The organism is Microbacterium hominis (genome assembly GCF_013282805.1).
GTDB classification, from domain to species: Bacteria; Actinomycetota; Actinomycetes; order Actinomycetales; family Microbacteriaceae; genus Microbacterium; species Microbacterium hominis_B.
This window is the reverse complement of record NZ_CP054038.1, coordinates 103287-119187: the sequence shown is the minus strand read 5'-3', so window position 1 is coordinate 119187 and position 15901 is coordinate 103287. Positions and strand designations below refer to the sequence as shown.

12 protein-coding genes and 1 pseudogene are annotated in these 15901 nt (G+C 64.5%); 7 read left to right on the top strand and 6 right to left on the bottom strand.

Features of this window, described 5'->3' with window-relative positions; translation table 11 throughout:
• Window position 1: 1 nt before the first annotated feature.
• Window positions 2–943 (bottom strand): carbohydrate ABC transporter permease, encoded by a 942-nt coding sequence (locus HQM25_RS00535; RefSeq protein ID WP_172988430.1) that lies wholly within the window; start codon window positions 941–943, stop codon window positions 2–4.
• Between the two features lie 254 nt (window positions 944–1197).
• Here HQM25_RS00535 and HQM25_RS00530 point away from each other — a divergent pair, with 254 nt between their 5' ends.
• The 3 genes from HQM25_RS00530 (at window position 1198) to HQM25_RS00520 (ending at window position 6095) form a co-directional block, all read left to right on the top strand.
• Window positions 1198–2442, top strand: a complete 1245-nt coding sequence (locus HQM25_RS00530) for an ABC transporter substrate-binding protein (RefSeq protein ID WP_254359455.1) — start codon at window positions 1198–1200, stop codon at window positions 2440–2442.
• A 112-nt stretch (window positions 2443–2554) separates the two neighbouring features.
• Complete coding sequence (locus tag HQM25_RS00525) at window positions 2555–3793, top strand: family 1 glycosylhydrolase (protein WP_172988428.1); 1239 nt, start codon at window positions 2555–2557, stop codon at window positions 3791–3793.
• A gap of 97 nt (window positions 3794–3890) precedes the next feature.
• A complete protein-coding gene (locus HQM25_RS00520) occupies window positions 3891–6095 on the top strand; it encodes an RICIN domain-containing protein (RefSeq protein ID WP_172988427.1) in 2205 nt (734 codons plus the stop codon).
• Between the two features lie 83 nt (window positions 6096–6178).
• On the opposite strand, the gene HQM25_RS00515 is transcribed toward HQM25_RS00520, so the two are convergent.
• Window positions 6179–7192: a LacI family DNA-binding transcriptional regulator gene (locus HQM25_RS00515; RefSeq protein ID WP_172988426.1), complete on the bottom strand. Its 1014-nt coding sequence runs from the start codon at window positions 7190–7192 to the stop codon at window positions 6179–6181.
• A gap of 249 nt (window positions 7193–7441) precedes the next feature.
• On the opposite strand from HQM25_RS00515, the gene HQM25_RS00510 reads away from it, so the two are divergent.
• The 3 genes from HQM25_RS00510 to HQM25_RS00500 all read left to right on the top strand — a co-directional run bounded on the left by HQM25_RS00510 (window position 7442) and on the right by HQM25_RS00500 (window position 10542).
• A complete protein-coding gene (locus HQM25_RS00510; RefSeq protein ID WP_172988425.1) occupies window positions 7442–8122 on the top strand; it encodes a LysM peptidoglycan-binding domain-containing protein in 681 nt (226 codons plus the stop codon).
• A 139-nt stretch (window positions 8123–8261) separates the two neighbouring features.
• Window positions 8262–9014 (top strand): phosphotransferase, encoded by a 753-nt coding sequence (locus HQM25_RS00505; RefSeq protein ID WP_172988424.1) that lies wholly within the window; start codon window positions 8262–8264, stop codon window positions 9012–9014.
• 469 nt (window positions 9015–9483) lie between these two features.
• Window positions 9484–10542, top strand: coding sequence for a hypothetical protein (locus HQM25_RS00500; RefSeq protein WP_172988423.1), 1059 nt, complete (start codon window positions 9484–9486; stop codon window positions 10540–10542).
• Window positions 10543–10719: 177 nt separating this feature from the next.
• Here the strand turns inward: HQM25_RS00500 and HQM25_RS00495 are convergent, their stop codons facing one another.
• From HQM25_RS00495 to HQM25_RS00485, 3 genes and pseudogenes are all read right to left on the bottom strand, one after another.
• Window positions 10720–11469: an ATP-binding protein gene (locus HQM25_RS00495; RefSeq protein WP_172988422.1), complete on the bottom strand. Its 750-nt coding sequence runs from the start codon at window positions 11467–11469 to the stop codon at window positions 10720–10722.
• A pseudogene (gene istA / locus HQM25_RS00490) lies at window positions 11466–13030 on the bottom strand (IS21 family transposase). Before istA ends, HQM25_RS00495 begins: the two are co-directional and overlap by 4 nt.
• 211 nt (window positions 13031–13241) lie before the next feature.
• Window positions 13242–13571 (bottom strand): hypothetical protein, encoded by a 330-nt coding sequence (locus tag HQM25_RS00485; RefSeq protein WP_172988421.1) that lies wholly within the window; start codon window positions 13569–13571, stop codon window positions 13242–13244.
• Between the two features lie 133 nt (window positions 13572–13704).
• Here HQM25_RS00485 and HQM25_RS18070 point away from each other — a divergent pair, with 133 nt between their 5' ends.
• Entirely contained in the window at window positions 13705–14352 is a 648-nt protein-coding gene (locus HQM25_RS18070) for a DoxX family protein (RefSeq protein WP_438803613.1), read from the top strand.
• On the opposite strand, the gene HQM25_RS00475 is transcribed toward HQM25_RS18070, so the two are convergent.
• A complete protein-coding gene (locus tag HQM25_RS00475) occupies window positions 14327–15826 on the bottom strand; it encodes a serine/threonine-protein kinase (RefSeq protein ID WP_172988420.1) in 1500 nt (499 codons plus the stop codon). The genes HQM25_RS18070 and HQM25_RS00475 overlap by 26 nt on opposite strands.
• Window positions 15827–15901 lie beyond the last annotated feature (75 nt).

The window sequence follows — 15901 nt, the reverse complement described above, 5'->3', positions numbered from 1 at the left end:
TTCACCCGGCGTCCTTCGCGCTGCGGGCCGTGATCGCAAACTGCGCCAAGCTCAGCAGCAGTGTGGCGACGAGCAACACATAGGACAGCGCCGAGGCGAACCCGAGCTCGAGGTCCTTGAAGCCCGACTTGTAGATCTGCATCACCACTGTTTGCGTGCTCTGATAGGGCCCGCCTCCCGTGAGTATGTAGATCTGGTCGAAGGCCTGCAGTGCGGCGATGGTGGCGATCACAAGTACGAACCCTGTCGTATTGCCCAGAAGGGGCAGGGTGACGTTGCGGAATCGTGCGAGCGGTCCCGCGCCGTCGACCTTCGCCGCCTCGTACAGGCTCTGCGGGATCTCCTGCAAGCCCGCAAGGAAGACGATCATGTAGAACGGAAAGTTCTTCCAGACTGCGATCATCACAACCGTTGGCATCGCGAGTGCGGGGTCCTGCAGGACGTCGCCAATGCGGATGCCGAACGACTGCAGCCAGAAGTTGAGCAGCCCGACCTGGGGGTCCAGGAGGTACTGCCATGCGAACGCCGCGACAGCAAGAGACACGATGAAAGGCAGGAACAGGGCTGTCCGAAATGTGCCGCGGAGGGGGAGTCGCGGACTGTTGAGCGCGAGCGCGAGCAGCAGCGCGAGAACCACGACGATCGGTGTGAAGATGACCGTGTAGAGGGCGGTGTTCCCCATCGCGCGGAGGATGTTGGGTTCGGTGAATACCGCGGCGTAGTTGTCGAATCCAACCCATTCCTCAACCCCGAAGCCACTGGCGTCGGTGAAGGACAGCCGGAGAGCGGCGAGCATCGGCCAGAACACGAAGGCGATGAGGACGGTCATCGCCGGCAACAGGAACGCGACAATCGTGATCCACCGCTTCGCCCGCCCGCGCAGCGGGCCGCGGCCGCCGATCTGGGGCGGCGGCCGGAATCGCTGTGTGCTGGTCAGCGTCATCGCTGTCTCTCTCTTCCGCGGTTTCTTACCGCTTCTGCAACGTTGTAAATGAACCTAGGGTGAGGGCGGTCGCTGCGTCAAGTTGAGGAACGCGTGATTGCCGCGGTGACTATTTGACATTTCGGTGCTGGCGATCCATGATGTGAGCACGACGCCCTTACAACGTTGTAGAGAATGGGGAAGCGAGCAGGTGTCTCGCCTTCCCTTCGACACCGAAGTCGACTTGTGGAGGTCCCGCACCAATGAAGAAGACAATGACGGCCGCCGCCCTCCTGAGCGCGGTCGCGCTCGCGGCATCGGGCTGCGCCGCCGGCACCGCGAACTCAGAAGGCCCGATCCAAATTGAGTTCTGGCACGGATACACGGAGGCCGACGGCGAGGTGCTGAACGATCTCGTCGAGGAGTTCAACGCGTCCCAGGACGGCATAGAGATCACGCCGTCGATCAAGCCGTGGGCCACGCTGCTGGACACTGCTCTTCCGGCACTCAGCTCCAACACTGGCCCCGAGCTCGTTGCCCTTCCGGCGGAGAACGTGCCGGTCTGGGCGTCAAAGGGGGCGCTGCACGATCTCGACGAGTGGTACTCGACTGCTGGAAGTGGCGCCGACGTGCTCAACGAGGGGGCCGTGGCAACCGGCATCGTGGAGGGCGCGCACTATGCCGCTCCGTTGAGCTTCACTCCGCTCACGATGTTCTACAACGCGGCGATGTTCGAGACGGCCGGTGTCGACGTGCCAACGACGTGGGACGAATGGGTGGATGCCGCGAACGCACTCACGATCGATGAGAACGGCGATGGGAGCCCCGAGCAGTACGGCCTCGCCCTGCAAGACCACGGCACGGTCGGGAACGGTGTCTGGCCGTCGCTGTTCAAGAGCGGTGGCGGAGACGTCGTGACCGCCGATGGTGCCGCAGTGATCGACTCGCCGGAGAATGTCGAGACCCTGAAGTATTGGCAGGACGCGCTGGCCGCGGGTGGATTCTCTCCGACCGGGCTGGCGGGCGCCGACGCCGATGGCTTGTTCAGTGCTGGCCAAGTGGCCATGACCCTCGCCGGGCCTTGGATGGCCACAGTGTCAGAGTCGGCGGGCATCGATTTCGGGATTGCCCCGCTCCCCGCCGGTCCGGATGGCATCAAGGCGTCGGCTCTGGCGGTCGACCTGAGCGTCACCTCGCAGGCCACCGATGCCGAGCGTGCCGCGATTCAGGAGTTCCTCACGTGGTTCTACCAGAAGGAGAACATGGTGACCTGGTCGCTGGCGTCCGGCTGGCCGCCGCTGACCACCGAGGTCACGCCTGCGGACGTGGCGGAGAACGAGGTCGTCGCCGCGCTCACCGATCAATCGCAATATGGCGCAGCGCTCCTGCCCGGAGTGATTCCCTCGACCGACGTGCTCACCGCAATGGACACGGCAACGCAGAAGGCCCTCGCCGGGGGCGACGTCGCCTCTCTGCTGACCTCCGCACAACAGGAGATCGAAGCCGCCCTCGCCGGCTAAACCACCGGCTACCGTGACCGGGCCCGCGCGCCGCTGCCTGCGGAGCGCGGGCTCGACCCTGCCCGGTGTCCGGCTCAAGCCACTCACATTCATCACGACCGAAGGACGATACATGCGCTGGTTCGAAGACGGACGCCTCCGATTCGCGGTGGGAGTGGAGGACACCTTCATTCCCCAGACGGAGCCAGGAGAACGCGCACTCGACGAGTACGAGCTCATGCAGCACTACCGCTTCTGGCGAGAGGATCTCGACTACTGCGCCGAGTCGGGAAGCGAGATGGTTCGCTGGGGCATCCCGTGGTACCGCATACAGCCACAGGCGGGCACGTGGGACTGGGAGTGGCTCGACCGAGTGATCGACCATTTCGACGAGCTCGGCCTTGAGCTCGTCACAGACCTCATGCACTACGGCACGCCGCTCTGGCTCGACGACCAATTCGTGAACCCTGACTATCCGCAACGCGTCGCCGAGTACGCTGCCGAAGTCGCCGAGCGCTACCGAGGCCGCATCCGGCACTACACGCCGCTCAACGAGCCACTACTCAATGTGATGTATTGCGGCGAGTTCGGCCAGTGGCCCCCGTACCGCACCGGCGACCAGGGCTTCGTCGCTGTCCTCCGCGGTATCACACGCGGCATCGTGACGGCCCAGAACGCGATCGCCGAGGTTGACGAGTCGGCGGACTTCATGCACGTAGAGGCATCCTTCCGGTTCGGCGGGGACCTCGATGCCCACCACGAAACGCATGAGCACCTGCGCCACCGGCGATTCCTCATCCAGGATCTCGTCATGGGGCGGGTCGGAGACGACCACGCGCTGGCCCCCTACCTGAGAGGACATGGATTCAGCGACGACGACCTCGCCTGGGCGCGCACCCACACCGCGCAACCCGATGTCATAGGTGTCAACTATTACCCGCAGCACTCGACAGAGCTCTTCGAGCGCGGCGTGACGCGGACCGGCGGTCCCCGAGACCTGCGCCCCCGGCTCAACGCCGGCACCGAAGGGATGAAGGACGTCCTGAGGTTGTTCGCCGAACGATACGGCAAGCCCGTCTTCCTTACTGAGACGAGCTACACCGGAACAGTCGACGAACGAATCGCTTGGATGACAGAGTCAGTGGAGGCCGTTGACCAGCTCCGGTCGCAGGGCGTCGACGTTGTCGGCTACACCTGGTGGTGCATCACCGACATGATCGAGTGGAGCTACCGCACCGGCGACCAGGCGGCGATGAACTACCTGTTGACGATGGGGCTGTGGGCGCTCGACGAGCAACCTGACGGCACGCTGCGGCGTACGAAGACCCCGGTTGCCGAGGCATTCCACCGCTTCGCGACGCGCGACCGCTGATCCGTCGCGGCCCATTGACCCGATTTACATCGTTGTGCAACCATCACTTACAACGATGTAGAAACGCTGCATCGTCCCCAGCTAGAAGGACGCAACGATGCGACACACAGAATCTGGCCGCCGCCGTCGGGGAGCAACACTCGCTCTGGCCGCCACAATCGCGCTGACCTGCTCAGTGCTCGCGGGCACACCTGCTGCCTACGCGGTGACAACCGGGAACGGCTCCCTCGTCTACGCGCCGCCGGATGGTTCCTCGTTCAATGACGAAGGCGGGGACGCCACCGGCACCGCATACGCGAAAATCGTGGCGCTGAAGCACAGTGGATCGGCCAACGGCACTCTGATCGTGACCTTCGATGATGGAAGGCTCATCAAGGACTCCAGTCCCAGCTCCAACCCGACGACCGACACTCAGGCATGTCTCGCCACTCCGAGCCTGCCGTGCCACCAGGAGTGGCCGATCTTCCGCAGCACCGACAACGGAACCACCTGGGCCAAGATCTCGGCGGTCAATCCGGGGTTGCAGTTTCCGGGCATCCCGGGCCAGGAGGACCTGACTCAGCTCGATCGGCTTGCCCAGCCGTTCCTCTATGAGTTGCCGCAGGCGACTGGAGGGCTCGCCGCAGGAACCCTCCTTCTGGCGGGCCAGATCCGGCCGGCTGATCGCGACGACCCGTCATCCATTACGAAACTCGTTGTGTACAAGAGCAGCAACCAGGGCGCTAGCTGGAGCTACCTCAGCACGATCGACACCGGCGGCCCCGCCGTATATGACCCGTCCTCCACCTCAACCACAACGACAGTCTGGGAGCCCACTCTTATCGTGGACGGAGGCGGCGGGCTCACTGCCTACTTCTCGGACGAGCGACAGAAGGCCAACGACGTGTTGCAGGCAGTCTCCTACCGTCGCTCGACCGACGGTGGGCAGACGTGGGGTGCGCTGTCGAACGTGTCCGCTCCGACCGACAATCAACACCGACCGGGCATGATCACAGTCGCCAAGCTGCCGGACAACACCTACCTCGCTACCTACGAGGTCGTGAACGCCTCCGGTTACGCGTTCTCCAACGCGTCGCCAGTGTTTTACAAGAAGTCGCCGGACGGGCTGAACTGGGGCACGACCACTAGCCTCGGCACCCCCGTCGAGCTCGTTGACGGACGAGGAATCGGATCCTCGCCTACGGTCACCTGGGTGCCAACGGGCGGCCCGAAGGGGATGGTCGTCGTCGCTTCGAAGTGGGGGCTCGATGCCGCCGGGAACCTGGACAGCGGGCAGAACTTCTTCGTCAACTACAACCTCGGAGTTGGGCCCTGGGAGCGGCTTCCGTTCGCAGTGACCTTCAACGGTCAGAGCTCTATCACCGGCTTCGCGCAAGGCATCGACTACAGCCCCGATGGTCGAACGCTCTATCAGGCCACAAACGTCGACAACTACCGACCCGGCTACCTCTACAACGACATCCGCGTGGGCACGGTACCGCTCAACGCCACCGCCTACGAGGCTGAGAATGCCGCTCGGGTCAACACGTCGATCGTCACGCATGGTGACGCGTTGAATGGATCGAAGGTCGGCAATATCAACTTCTCAGACAGCACGGTCACCTTCACGGTGAAGGTGCCGACCGCAGGAACGTACACGATGAACGTCCGCTACGCGAACGGTACGACGGCAACAAGTAGCCATTCCGTGTCCGTCAACGGAGGGACGTCCACGTCGATCAGCTATCCCCGAACGGCTGACTGGGGTCGCTACCTGTGGGCGCAGAGGAATCTCTCGCTGAACGCTGGGAACAACACGATCAGATTCGCCTACTCGGGCACTTACGCCGAATTGGACCAGATCCAGGTCTTCCCGTCATCTACGACACCCGCTCCGGAGTTCCGTCTCGTCAACCGGAATAGCGGCAAGATGCTCGAGATCCTCTCAGCTGCGACCACTGATGGGGCCGCCGCCGGCCAGTGGGGCCCCACTGGCAACCCCACTCAGATATGGAAGGTCGAGTCTGCAGCAGGGGGCGCTTTCACGCTCGCCAACAAGAACAGTGGAAAGCTCCTCGAGATCCCGAGCGCGTCGACTGCTGACGGGACCGACGCTGTGCAGTGGGGCCCGACAGGGCATGCGACGCAACGTTGGAACCTTGTCCCGAACAGTAGTGGCTTCTGGACGATCACCAACGCGAACAGCGGTAAGTACCTGGAGATCGACTCTTGCTCGACCGCAGACGGTGCGGTTGCTCAGCAGTGGGGCCCGACGAGCGGGCTATGCCAGCAATGGCGCCTCGTGAAGGAGGGCATCCAGTAGGAGGGGCTGACGCGAGTGGGCGTGGCGCGTTCCGGCACCGCGCCCACTCGCGTCACCTCACGCGCGGGCGGGCTACCGCCCCATCAGGCAGGGGCGGACTCTCGCACTATGACCTCGAAGCCGACAGTCTCAGCGGTCGGGTGCTCAGGCCGCTGCGCGCCGGAGCCAATTTGCTGCACCAGAAGATCGACTGCCCGCTGCGCGATCAGCTCACGACCCGGATCGATCGTCGTCAGGCTCGGAACTGCGTACTCAGCCTCCTCGATGTTGTCGAACCCGATCACAGCGACATCTTCAGGGATCCGACGCCCTGACTCCTGGAGGACGCGCATCACGCCGAGGGTCAGCGCGTCATTCAAGCCGAAGACGGCGTCGAAGTCGACGCCGCTGTCGATCAACTCGCGGGTAGCGGCCGCGCCGTTCGCCCGGTGCCAAAGGGTCGTCGACCGCACCAACTCAGGGTCGTACGCAACCCCGGCCGATGCCAGTGCCTCTTTATAGCCTTCGAGGCGCAGCGCGGCAGATCCGAGATCCTCGTCAGGATGAGCGCCGATCAGGGCGACTCGCTGGCGGCCAGACCCCAGGAGGAACTCGGTCGCAGCGCGGGCGGCCTCGATATTCCGCATCGTGACGTGGTCCACGGGCCCACCGAAGATCCGCTCTCCGAGCAGCACCAGCGGGAAGTCGACCTCGAGAAAGTGAGCATCCGCCTGCCCCATTCCCAGCGGGCTGAATATGACGCCGTCTGTCATCCGCATCCGGGGGCTCGACAACACGGCAAGCTCCCTGGCTCGGTCCGCGCCGGTGCGCTCGATGATGACAACCAGACCGTGGAGCTCCGCCTGCGCAATGACGGCGTCGGCAAGTTCGGCAAAGTAACTGAGACTCAACTCGGGCAACACGAGGCCGATCACCCCGCTCCGACCGGAGCGAAGAGTCCGAGCGGAGAGGTTCGGCTGGTATCCGAGTTGAGCGATCGCGGCTTGAACGCGCTCACGCGTAGCTGTCCGCACGTGCGGATAGTCATTCACAACATTCGAGACGGTCTTGATGGACACCCCAGCAAGCTGGGCAACGTCGTGGAGGGTCGCAGCCATGAATCATCCATCTTCTCGATTTCGATACTGACGCCCCAACCCTACTCTGTCTTTACAACGTCGTAAGTCGAGACGGCTCCTTGTTCGGGGTTGTAGGCGCGATCAGATCGAGAACGGCCGAGACTGAGTGGATCCCCATGCGGGCGTTGCTCGAATGCGGGGGCTGTCGGGCGCCGCCCCGGCCTTTTCGCGAGTCGCCGTTGCGTCGAGACGTGATTTGCGGCAACGGGAGCGTGGCGCGGCGGCCTGATGGAGCAGACTATCGCCATGCCGCCCGCCGGAAAATCCGCCACGACCCTTCCCGTCCTGGTCATTGCCATTGCCGCACTCGCTGGATGCACTGCCAGTCCGACCGCCCAGGAAGCGACCCCCGCAACCGCGGCGAGCACCGCGCTAGACAACGTTGAGACTGACGAAGTCGAATGCCCCGCAAACCACGCCAGGATCAATCTCGGCGGGAACAGCGCGAGCGTCACGGGGGACCTCGTCGATACCGGTGAGCGCGAGTTCGCGGCGGGCGCCGTTGGCAAAGATGACAGCGGTCGAGTCGTGACCTACACGGTCGCAACGGGCGACGCAGTGTTCGCGATCGCGGAGCGATTCTGTATCGACAACCCCGGCGCGATCACGGAGCTCAACCACACTCGGACGATTCAGCCCGACGAAGTGCTCTTGCTCAGCCCAGACAGTTCGATTCCGTGGGTGCCATACTTCAACCCCGCCGGCGCCCCTGCCGGGTACCAGCAGATTCCCTACCAGCTCGCCATCGAGGCGATGAGTACCGCAGCTGCGGCGGGCGACATCGACTCACTTCGATCGATCTTCGCAAACGAACTGTCCGCGCTGTTCCCCAATCCTGCGGACGCGGACGAGATACAGCGGGCGCTTGACGCGGGCGACCTCGACGTACTGCGCCAGATGTTCGCCTAGCTTCGGCGCGTCCGAAGCTCACTCGCTCATTCGCTCAATGCCCGAGCGCGGAGCCTCGCCAGGCGCTCGCTTGAGCACCTGAGCCGCAGGAGCTCTCTGAGTGACGAGGTCGGTCCAGCCGCCTCGATACCGTGGTTCGGTGACTGATCGTGAGCTTCCACTTGAGGGCGGAAACGCCGCAGCGGAGGTGGTGCGCGTCGGGGATACGGTGCGCAAGCCGTGGACGTCCGCTTCCCGGCAGGTCGCCGACTTCGTCGACGTGCTCGCCGGCCGCGGGGTCGACGTACCGCGGACGTTGGGCCGGGATGGCTCCGGGCGGCAGATTATCGAGTTCGTTCCCGGGCGGCTGGCCGAGGAGTTGTTGCCGTTGCGCGATTCCGATCTCCGACGGGTCGGTCATCTGATCCGTACGATCCATGACGCGGCCGAAGGGGGAGGGTCGCCGTCGGATCGGTGGGATGTCCTCATCCCTGCGCGGGATGCCGACCTGATCTGCCACAACGACCTCGCACCGTGGAACCTGATCGTCGGGGATCGGTGGGTGTTCATCGACTGGGACGGCGCCGGGCCGAGCACCCGACTGTGGGACCTCGCGTACGCCGCTCAAGCCTTCACCCTGAACGATGTCACCGAGTCGCCGACGATCGCAGCCGATCGTCTCGCCGCACTCGTCGACGGGTACGGCGCTGATCGGGCCCTTCGCGAAGCGCTGCCTCGGACGATGGCGGAGCGGACCGAGGCGATGCACGATCTCCTCCGTAGTGCTCATCTCACGGGGCGTCAGCCGTGGGCGACCATGTACCTCGACGGCCACGGTGCGCACTGGCGTGCCGCCACCGAGTACGTGGCGCAATACGAGCGGGTCTGGGAATCGGCCCTCCGTATCGCCTGAGCCGCGGCCGAATCCGCCGGATCCTCTTGCGGGCGATGCGCGCTGGAGGGAGCTTGCGCGCACGGCTTACCCCAATGATCGTCGGAGGCGCCATCGAGCGCACGGCTTTGGGTATCGCGGGGTTGGCCGGGTTGCCGGTCACTGTCGTGTTTCTGCGAACTGTCCTCACACTCAGTACGAGATACCGCCGACGATTGCGACGGCCCCGCGATGGGGAACAGTGGAGCGAAGGTCCCCGTGATGACGACGATGGCCCCGGCGAAACGGGGGCGAGGATCTCCGGGGCGATCGATGCGACGTTGGTCACCTCGAGGTCCGGAGCCGAGAGCGTGAGGAACCCGGCGGTCAGAATGACCGATCCGAGGGTGGTGATGCGCGAGACGAGCCCGCCGCCGCCACTGGGGCAAACGTCGTGTCAGTCAGCGTTTGCACGCGAGTCAGCCGCGTCGAGGTCAGCTAGATTCCAGGCATGAACAAGTCTCCGGAACCTCCGGCTAGTGGGGATAGCCAGTCTGGCGGGGACGACCTGTCGCTGTCGGAGGCCATCGCCCTCGGAGCAAAAACGGATTCGCACACGCTCCGGTCGGACCAACCCGATGTGGTCGAGAATGCAGTTGACGAACGTGATTCGGCCGACGCTCCGAATTCACGGCGACGGCTTCGCCGCGGCTTGAGATGGGGGTGGAACGAGAAGAAGAATCGTCCGTCGGCCGAGGCGTGGGCTGCGCTTGCCATCATTGTCGCGGTTGCCACTGCTTGGGCGAGCATGGCTCACGATGCAACGATTGCCGCCAGCCAGGACGAGGCCTCTAACGCTGAACGGGCCGAACTAGTCGATCAAGGCGACACTCTTGATGCGATTCGTGACGCGGTGACGATCCCAGGGACTCCCACCGCGGACCCACCGGCCCAACCACCAGATTCGAGCGCACCATCTGGCTCGTATGCTGGCGGATGGGGGCCAGAGCGGGATCTCTTTACGTCGGCACGTCCGTCGATCTACGTCGTCTTGAACTCAATAACGGACAACCCAGCGCACGGGGACGAAAGGAACTTCGTGCAGGTTCGGCAGGCGGAAGCATCCAACGAAACATACGGAGAGGTGCTACGCGGCGAGACGGGTCTTGAGTACGTCGTGTACGCCTGGGTTGCGAACAACGTGGCCGACAATCTGGCGAGTCCAGTCGCAACCGTGCATGGACTTCGGGCTCGGTTCATCACAAACTCTGGATCGAACGAACACGTAATCGGGGTCATTCTAAGCGCGAAGAATGCGACCGAGGTATGGGATGGCGCGACGATCTTCACACGCGAAAGCACCGCACTGGAGTTCGTCGAAGGGAGCGGGTGGTTTCACACGAATCCGGACGGCGGCTTTGCGGTCGGCGATGAGCTCGCAAGCGACCAAGGCGCGCTCCTCGGCCAGTTCACTGCCGACGGCGAGTTGCCGGTCGGCCACGACGAGACTGGTGCGTACCTCGGACACGGATATCTGACGTTTCGCGTGAAGGTAGTTGACGAGCACTAGGAGCGGTCGCATCCCCGGGGTGGGGCTCGCCAGCGGGGCCTGTTCGCCCAGACTGAGTATTTGGAGTCGTGAGCGCCACTGATTATTGCGGTTGAGCGCCAGTCGATATTCACTCTCGGAGCCACCGGTATTGCCGGTGAGCGCCACCCCGGTCGGCGCGACGCTCACCGGCATGGTTCAGCTGGCCGCGGCGGCCGTGTGCTCGCGCATGTTGACGTCGCCGGTCTCGATCCAGAGGGTGTTGTGGACGATGCGGTCCATGATCGCGTCGGCGTGGACCCCTGAGCCGAGGCGTTGGTGCCAGTCCTTCTTCGCGTACTGGGTGCAGAACACGGTCGAGGTGGCGTCGTATCGGCGTTCGAGGAGCTCGAGCAGCATGGACCGGACGTCGTCGGTGGGCGGGTCGAGCAGCCACTCATCGATCACGAGGAGCGTGAACGTGGAGTACTTCCGCAACCACTTCTCCCGCCCCGCCGGGCGGTCTTTCGCCGCCGCCCAGGTCTCTTCGAGGTCGGGCATGCGGATGTAGTGCGCCCGGTAGCGGTGCTGACAGGCCTGCTTCGCCAACGCGGACCCGAGGTAGGACTTCCCGGAGCCGGTGAACCCTTGGAACACGACGTTCATGTGCCGGGTGATGAACTGGCAGGTCCCGAGCTGCGCGATCACCCCGCGGTCCAGGCCGCGCTGTTCGAGCATGTCGACCCTGCGGAGGTCCGCGTTCGGGTAACGCAAACCCGCCCGCCGGATGAGGCCTTCGACTTTGGAGTGGGTGAACGCGGCGTGGGCGTCGTCGACGGCGAGCTTGATCCGCTCCTCGAACACCAACCCCATCGCCAGTGCGTCGTCTTGGATGTCGAACGCGTCGACGAGGGCGGGGACACCCATCTCCCGCAGCTTCCGCTTCGTCTCCGCATCGAGCCGGCTCATCGGGTCTGTCCTGCGTAGTAGTCGGCGCCGCGGACATACCCGGCAGGTTCCTCCCAAGGACTCGGTTCGAACCTCGGCTGGCGCCTGCCGGTCTGGTCCTGGTTCGAGTCCAGGATCGGCCGCAGATGCGCATACCGCGGCGACCTCACCCTCGACTCGAGTGCGATGCCGGCGGCTGCTTCGACCCTCGTGGCGGAGTAGCGGCGAGTCAACCTGAGCACTGCCAGCGCGGCTCCCAACCCTTGCTCGTCGACGGGGACGGACTCGAAGATCCGGTTCAGGATGACCGTGGTGTTCTCCCCGATCCGAGCGGCCCACTCCCGTGCCCGTTCCGGGTCCATCTGCTGGTAGCGGGGCCCATCGGGCAGATCCGAGTCATGCGTCCGGTACTCGTTGACCACCCCGGCCGGGGCGAGGAGATGGCTGGTCAGCCGCTGATCCCCGGCGAACACCTCGATCGTCGTGTCGGTGATGCGCAGGTCGACGGACCGGCCGATGTTCTCGTAAGGGACGGAGTAGAAGTTCCGCTCGAACACCACATGCCCGTTCTTCTGAACCTTGCGACCGTAGAGCCACTGCGAGATCTCGAACGCGACGGCCGGCAGCGGCCGCAGCAGCGGCTTCTCCTCACCCTCGAACACGGAAAGCCGGGAGCCGGCGCGCTTCTGGAACGGCTCCGCGTTGTAAGCGGCGACACGCTCGTAGACCGCGGCGCGCAGCTCCGGGAGCGTCGCGAACCGCTGGTTGCGGAGCGCGGCGATCACCACCGTCGCGACGTTCCCGACAGTTCCTTCGACGCTCGGCTTGTCCTTCGGCTTCTTCACCCGCCCCGGCAGCACCGCCGCCGAATAGTGCGCGGCGAGCTCCCATACGCGTCGTTGAGCACCACCTCGCCCTCCGCAGGGTGCTTGATCACACCCGCCTTCAGGTTGTCCGGGACGATCCGCGGGACGGACCCGCCGAACCATTCGAACATCGCCGTGTTCGCGCGCAGCCAGGTGTCCTGCTTCATGTCCAGTGTCGGCTCGACGAACGAGTAGCGGGAGAACGGCAGCGTCGCGACGAACAGGTAGACCCTCGTCGCCTGCCCGGTCACCGAGTCCGTGAGCTGCATCGTCTTCCCCGACCAGTCGACCTCGACCGTCTGCCCGGCCTTGTGACCGACCCGCGACGCCGCGCCGATCACGAGGACGTGACGTTGGTAGGTCTTGCAGAACCGGTCGTAGCCCATCGCCGTCTCGCCCTTGCCCCGGCAGGCATCGACGTACTCGCCATGCAGCAGCTTCAACGTCACCCCGACCCGGGCGAGCTCCCGATGCACCCGATCCCAGTCCGGCTGCGCATGAACGCTCTCGTGCTCACCACGCCCCGGGAACAGCCGCGCATACACGTCCGCCTCGTCGAGCTCCGCTACGTCGTCCCAGCAGATGCCCTCCCGGTCGGCGGCGTCGAGCACCGCCGTCACCGAGTGCCGAGACATGCCCTGCGCCGCGATCTGCCGACCCGTGAGTCCCTCCGCGCGAAGCCTCAACACCAGCTTCGCCTTGATCCTGCGTACCATCCGAACTACTCCTTCTGCCGCGTGGCCAATCACACGGCAGAAGGAGCCTAGGAACGTGGCGCCGAACCCGAATATCCGGTGGTACTCAACAACGCGATCGCGCCCGCCAGCAAGTGGCGCTCAACCGCAATACTCGTGGCGCTCAGAGAAGCGAATATTCACCCAGACTGGCCCGCGCCGAGCACGGTTTGCCGCAGCGCCGCTGATGCGGCTATTCGCTCATTAGGTCGGTGATCGAGTCGTCGGCATAGATGGACGCGAAGAGTTCGTGAGCTTCAGCTTCGGTCATCTCGAGTCGGGGTGCGAGGGACATCAGCAGGTGTCGCGTGACGATGGCCCCCGCTTCGACCTGCTTTGCCATTCTTCCGGCGAAGGCCTTCACATCTCCCTGCGACGCCTCCGACTGCTCACGGACGATTGACTTGAGTTGACCATCGAGTGCGTCGGGATCATTGCCGACGAGGGCTGTGACGAGTCCAGCGTGCGCACGGATCATCTCCGCCCGCTCGTGTTTGGTGAGGTGGTAGTTCGGGTTACCCATGTATCGATGGTCCCGCCGACCTCGGACATTCCCGATCCGCTATCGGGCGGTGCACGCGACTGGGGCCGCTGCGCGCTGTCGGTGTAGCTGATCGATCCGATCCGAAGCGGAGGAAGCCTGTCAGACTGACGCGATGACGGTGGGACTGATCGCGCGGACTGGCGCTCGGATGCTTCTCGGCGGGTTTCTCCTCTACATGGGGCTTGCGCACCTGTTCTGGGCGAGGCGAGGCTTCCAGATCGCCGTCCCGGACTGGGCCACTCGTGCATCCGGCCTCGACAAGGACGCGATCGTCGTGGCCTCAGGCGTTGTCGAGATCATGCTCGGCGGGGCGCTGATCGCACTTCCGCGTGAGCGGCGCACCGTCGGGGCGCTGACGGCGGCGTTCTTCGTCGCAGTGTTCCCGGGAAACGTGCACCATTGGCGAACCGGACGCTCGGCGCCGCTGCTGCGCACTGATCGGGCCCGATTCATCAGGCTGTTCCTCCAGCCGATCCTCATCGCGTGGGCGCTGTGCGGGGCCATGGTCGCGAGCGACGACTGCGGCCCTGAGCCCGCGCGGGCGCAGGCGAAGCTGACCAACACCACCACGCCGTCACGATCCCCATACGGGCAATGCCCGTTAGTGGGGAGATTCGCGCAGCCGCGCGTCGTCTGTGGGCTGGCGTCCCTCGCGCCATCGCGAACATACCCCGCCGGGAGACGTCAGACCTCGAGCCCGAGATACAGAGCTCGCTACTCCGACGGGGACGCCATCAGCGAAAGGGGCGCGGCCCGGTAGCCGGTGTGGACGGTCTGGCAAGGTTCCCGTCGGCGGCGTCCGCGAACCAGCCGATCCATCTCTGAACAAACTCGTTCGGATCTGCTAGGGCCAGTTCGGTCGGCGGCCAGGCCAGCTCGATGTCGCCAGCGGCTTGCGCAAAGGCCTGTTCCACACTCCACGGCGGCCTGGAGAAAGGCTCAAGACGGGACCGATCCGGGCCGCCCGTGGAAGATCTGAACGCCAGTTCGTACCATGCGAAGCGGCCCTGCTCTTGCGCGTCACAGAACCAGAGTGAGTGGCTGAGGCCTCGATATTGGTTTGCTGAGGTTCCGGCGTCGACGGTGATGCTCGCGTAGGCGTGCACCGTGAACGGAAGTTGTGCGGATTCGACCGGGTCGACGCGATCGAACTCCAGCAATGCGCGTTCGTACTTCGCACGAAAGATTGGTGCTGCGTTTCCGAGCACCGTGTCGAACATGATCCCCAGCCCAGCTCCGACAAGCTCAGCCCTAATGGCCCGCGCAATGGGATTGAGTAAAGCCGCCGCGTCCTCGACGATGCTTTCCAGTCGCTCCTTCGCGTCTCGCTCGGCAGCATCACGCGCTTGCTCTGCGGAAATCTGCGCGGTGCGTCGCGCTCTGAGCACTGCGAGCTTGGCGGTGCCATGCTTCGCGATGTCGATCTCGGCGGCGCGGAGTCGGTTCTGGAGGCTATCCGGTGCCGGCCTGGTCGCAGGATCCTTTAGCAGGCATTCGCGAATCAACTGGCGCAACTTCGGGGTTCCGGAATCCATCTCCGGTGGAATCTCATGAAGATGCTCCTCGCGGAACTGTGGGCCCTGAAAGGGGCGGCGCCGCTCGATGAGCTCGTACGCCATCACCCCGAACGAGTAGACATCCGTGCGGCCTGAAGTGGTCTCATGCCTCCACTGCTCGGGCGCCGCGTACGCATGCGTGAAACTTGCTCGGCGGGTCTCCGTCGCCGTCGCGGCCTCCACATAGCGAGAGACCCCGAAGTCAGCCAGTTTCCAGCTGCCCTCGTGCAGGAGGACGTTCGCTGGTTTGATATCGCGGTGAACGATCTTGTCGTTGATTTGCGCGAGCGCCGCCGCAACGTCGTCGAGAACAGCCAACGAATTTTCTAGCGGTACACCGGCCGGGTGCCGCTCGACATACTGTTTGAGAGACATCTCGGCTCGCGGCATGACGACCACGTAGTAGCCCTCGTGCTCACCGAAGTCGACGACGGGCATGACATTCGCGTACCCGGCGGCCTGGATCGACTCGCTGAAGAGGAGTTCGCGCTGAGCTCCTGGCTTGACGGGCATGCATTTCGCAACTGCCTCGTCGCCATTCGCCGAGGTCACGAGGTACAACTTGGCGAAAGCTCCGGCATCTGCGTCGAACGGCGCCACGACGTCCCAGGTTCCCTGATCGAGCGTCATCCCCATACCGGAAACGATATCGGCGCACCCGGCTCGTTCGGCGATCATTGATCCTCGTACGGTGAGTGCCCGCTGCCCAGACGTAACCGGGTGACGAACATCGTGCGATTCGAGCAATTGAGC